The sequence below is a fragment of the Acetobacter indonesiensis genome (genome assembly GCF_000963945.1).
Taxonomy (GTDB): domain Bacteria; phylum Pseudomonadota; class Alphaproteobacteria; order Acetobacterales; family Acetobacteraceae; genus Acetobacter; species Acetobacter indonesiensis.
Window position 1 is genome coordinate 1 of record NZ_BAMW01000032.1, and the last position, 3,788, is coordinate 3,788.

Annotated in this window: 2 protein-coding genes and 1 pseudogene; 2 read left to right on the forward strand and 1 reads right to left on the reverse strand. The window is 42.4% G+C overall.

Translation table 11 applies throughout. The annotated features are described in order from the left end of the window. Positions 1-122, forward strand: a pseudogene (locus Abin_RS15850) (IS5/IS1182 family transposase); the annotation flags it as partial. Positions 123-135: 13 nt separating this feature from the next. Here the strand turns inward: Abin_RS15850 and Abin_RS09750 are convergent. Beyond that, entirely contained in the window at positions 136-1,101 is a 966-nt protein-coding gene (locus Abin_RS09750; RefSeq protein WP_170237877.1) for an IS110 family RNA-guided transposase, read from the reverse strand. Between the two features lie 409 nt (positions 1,102-1,510). Here Abin_RS09750 and Abin_RS09755 point away from each other — a divergent pair, with 409 nt between their 5' ends. Then, positions 1,511-3,676: a glycosyltransferase family protein gene (locus tag Abin_RS09755; RefSeq protein ID WP_048846410.1), complete on the forward strand. Its 2,166-nt coding sequence runs from the start codon at positions 1,511-1,513 to the stop codon at positions 3,674-3,676. Positions 3,677-3,788: the final 112 nt, after the last annotated feature.

Here is a 3,788-nt window from a genome sequence, read left to right on the forward strand (position 1 = left end):
AAAACATGTTCGCGAAACTGAAACACTGGCGACGGGTGGCAACACGATGCGACCGCTGCGCTCATACCTTCATGTCCGCAATCCACATCGCAGCAACCTTCATCTTCTATCTTAAAGAATGAGTATCCGTCTTGGTCAAGTGCGGCGTGGTTCCCATAATCGGTCATTGCGTAACAGAACATTTGCCAGAATGACGAGACGCCGCATGAGAGCGGTCAGAGCCACTTTTGCATGCTTTCCCTTATCCGTCAGCCTAAGATAGATGCTTTGAAGATCAGGGTTATGCCGCATAGCAACCAGAGCAGGCATGTACAGGGCGTTTCTGACATGAATCCGACCACCCCGAATAAAGCTTTTACCCTGCCACTTTCCTGACTGTCTGGTGACAGGAGCCAGACCTGCGAGCGCAGCAACCTGTCCATTCTCCAGTGTTCCCAGTTCGGGAATATCAGCAATCAGCATCGCAGCCGTGGCCTCTCCAATCCCTGGAATGCTGACCAGAATGGCGCGTTTTCGAGAGAGGCTCCCGTCTGTCGAGATCAGTTCGCTGATTGCCTGATCGATGGCTGCGATCTGAGCCTCTATCTGACGAAGTCTATAGCGTGTCAGACGTTTCAGAAGACTGAGCTGCAGGTTTTGCTGGCGATTGAGCAGGGCTGTCCTGTCACGGATCAGATTTCGTCGTGCAACTGCCAGTTCCTGGAGCGCAGACTGTTGCTCGTTGCAGATATCAGACGTCCTAGGTTCGAGAAGTGCCCCCATCCTGGCCAGCATCACGGCATCTACCCGATCCGTTTTTGCAAGCTTTCCGGTTGCTTCAGCAAACTTTCTTGCGTGCCGCGGATTGATCCGTGAGAATGGAATGCCGGCCTTGGCCAGATGACTCTCCAGTTGACGATGGAAAGGGCCGGTCGCCTCGAAGACAACATGTACAGCACGTTGCCTGCCAATCCACCGTAGAAGCGTTCTGAGGCCTTTCGTATCGTTGGAAGTCTGGATCAGGTCACCAGATGGATATTGAGCGGCATCAAGATGATCCTTGGAAACGTCAATGCCAACAACAACGGCATTACTCTCCAGCTTTGCGCATGTCTGTGCCATTTCCCATTGTCCTATGCTTGTCATCCGGGATTTTCTCCCAGGTATCCGTTCAGGCCCGAGGAAAAGAAGAGGCGGTCATACTCATTCGCGGCCCATCATGGCCTGTCCTGACCCGACCCGCTCTCTCCAGCAGTCAGGAGGTGGCCACCTCCTGACTGCTGCCTTTATCGCACATACAGCGACCCGGATTTCATAAGACAAGTCCTGAGCCTAGTCCGGGATGAGATACATGGAAATACGGACACCCAAGGAAAAGCATGGTTTTTAGAATCCTTCAAATTTATATCACCGAAGCTAGGATATTTTCCTAAAAAACTGATTCTACTATTTTTATGCATGGGCTAGTCAAAAAAAAAATTATTTGCTAAAAAGAACAAATTTCTTTTTATTTTGTTTTCAGAAAGCCCAAATGACACTTACAAAAAAAGATAAAACAGATATTTTTGTTGCCTTTTTTATTGGCCTTTTAATATCTTTCCTTACTGTAATGTTGCATGGAAATGCTTACTATCACGACGATATGCAAGCACAATTTATGCCAATGTATTATGCTATCGGTAATAACATAATACATTTTCATTCTCTTCCAATTTTAACAACTCACAGTTGGTTGGGTGGTAATATTATTGGTGAATTCCAATATGGAATATTCAACCCCATAGAAGATTTTTTGTATTTATTCCTGCCTTTTTGCCATTCTCTTTCTATGGGAGCTGCATTTTTAGCGTGCGTGCATTACGGCATTCTCTCTGCAGGATCTTTTTTCCTGGCGCGGGTGATTGGTGTGCCTCGGGTTTATTCTTTTGTTGCGATGTTGGCTATTTCTACAAACAATTTTTTATTTTATTGGTTTGCATCTAGTTGGTTTCCTGATTTCACATCTATAACATTTATGGTGTGGGCTATAGCGTTTATAATACTATCACAAGAATCAAGACTATATTTTTGTGCAGCGATAATAAGCACGTATTTAACTGTAACAGCAGGTTTTCCGCAAACTATCGTTGTGGTTTGTTTGTTTGTTCTTATTTATACAATGCTCTATTTTTTCAAAAACAGGAAATTTTCGAGCTTAATACCAATGGCGGCTTTTGGGTTAGGATCTGCTGCGGCGCTTGTCTCATTTCTTCCAACCGCTGCTATGTTGAAGGTCGGAAATCACGGAGGTGGAATTTATAATAATGGATTTCTTGTTCCGGCTTTGAGTGATTTATTTTTTGCAGCAAATCCAATTCATGCTTCACGAATACTTGTTTATAGTGGTTATAATGAAATAAAACAATCAATTTTCTACGCATCTTGGTTTATTTTTCCGATAATTATTTTTACTAATTGGAAAAGTGTACGAATATTACCGGTTCGCGTTGTTTCTATATCTATTTTCAGTGTATTGTTGCTTATGCTAACACAAGGACCAGAGCAGTTAGGTCCAATCCGCTATTCCATTCGTTTTATTCCGTATTTTCATATTTTTTCTATTATCACTCTTTTATATTTCTGGTCTCACTTTCAGGTGAAATCTCTTTCTCATAATCGTTTTAAGGTGTTACTTGGTGTGGTTGTCTTCACAACACTATTAAGTTTGCAACAATTTCCTCATATGCCTAGGGTTATTATTTGGTCTGGAGTAATTTTGGCGGCAGCATCCTATGCTTTTGCCTATAAAAAACTTAACCCTGCTCTCTGGTATTCTTTAACGCTTGGGATAGCTATTTTTGCCCGCCTTTCAGGAGGATTTGTTAACCCAGTCACTGCGGACTGGGGTGCATATATTAAAAATCTCCATGCAGATAATTTGTCACTTATTCCTAAAGATTACAGCATCTGTCTTATTTCTAACCCTACATTTTCTACTGACTCTGAACGGTTTGAAGATGTGTGGTTTGGTAACATGGGTCTTGTTCATGGAATTGCTGGCGTAAACGGCTATTCACCCATAGGCCAACAAGCATTAGTCAGAAACTTTTTTCCAACTGTTCAAGGAATGACGTTTCCTAACGCAGGGCAAACCGGTCTTTGGCGTGATGCAATAACAGGGCTTACCATATTCGATCTTATGCGGGTTAGTACGGTCGTTGCCGCAGCAGGATCCGATGCTGAACGATTTTCTAATGATAAATCTACAGAATGGCAGCTTATTAAGCGGACTAAATATGCCAGCAAGTTTACACACAAATTACCTAATCAGTCATTACCAGGATCATTATCATGGCCGTTATCAGGCTATACTGTAACGGAACCTCAGAAAGCGACGGCTACCAAAGAAATATTACAGTTTGGCTCAATAGGGCCTGATGTGCATGATCTAATATTTGCACGTACTTATTGGCTTGGTTATAAGGCAAAATTCAATGGGGTTTCCATACCTGTAACACCATATAATGGTTACTTCATTTCGGTAAAGCTTCCTGATAATGCTAAATCAGGAACGCTTGAATTAACATTTCATATACCATTTCTTAAAATCTCTATTTTTGCAGCTTTTTTAAGCATACTTACAACATATCTATTGCTGGTATGGCGTAGAATATGGCGTTTTTCTGGAGAGGAGCCTGTATATTACATTCAAAAGTAGACTTTATAGCATCTAAATCAAAAGCCTACGTTTCAAATTAGTAGGGTTTTGATCTTTTTAATGTCTAGAGCGGTTTCACTGAAATCTGTATCATCTGGTGACAGTGTAGGCG

Excerpts from the sequence above, each read along its gene's own strand:
- Abin_RS09755 (WP_048846410.1), top strand. The coding sequence starts at position 1,511 with ATGACACTTACAAAAAAAGATAAAACAGATATTTTTGTTGCCTTTTTT.
- Abin_RS09750 (WP_170237877.1), bottom strand. The coding sequence starts at position 1,101 with ATGGCACAGACATGCGCAAAGCTGGAGAGTAATGCCGTTGTTGTTGGC.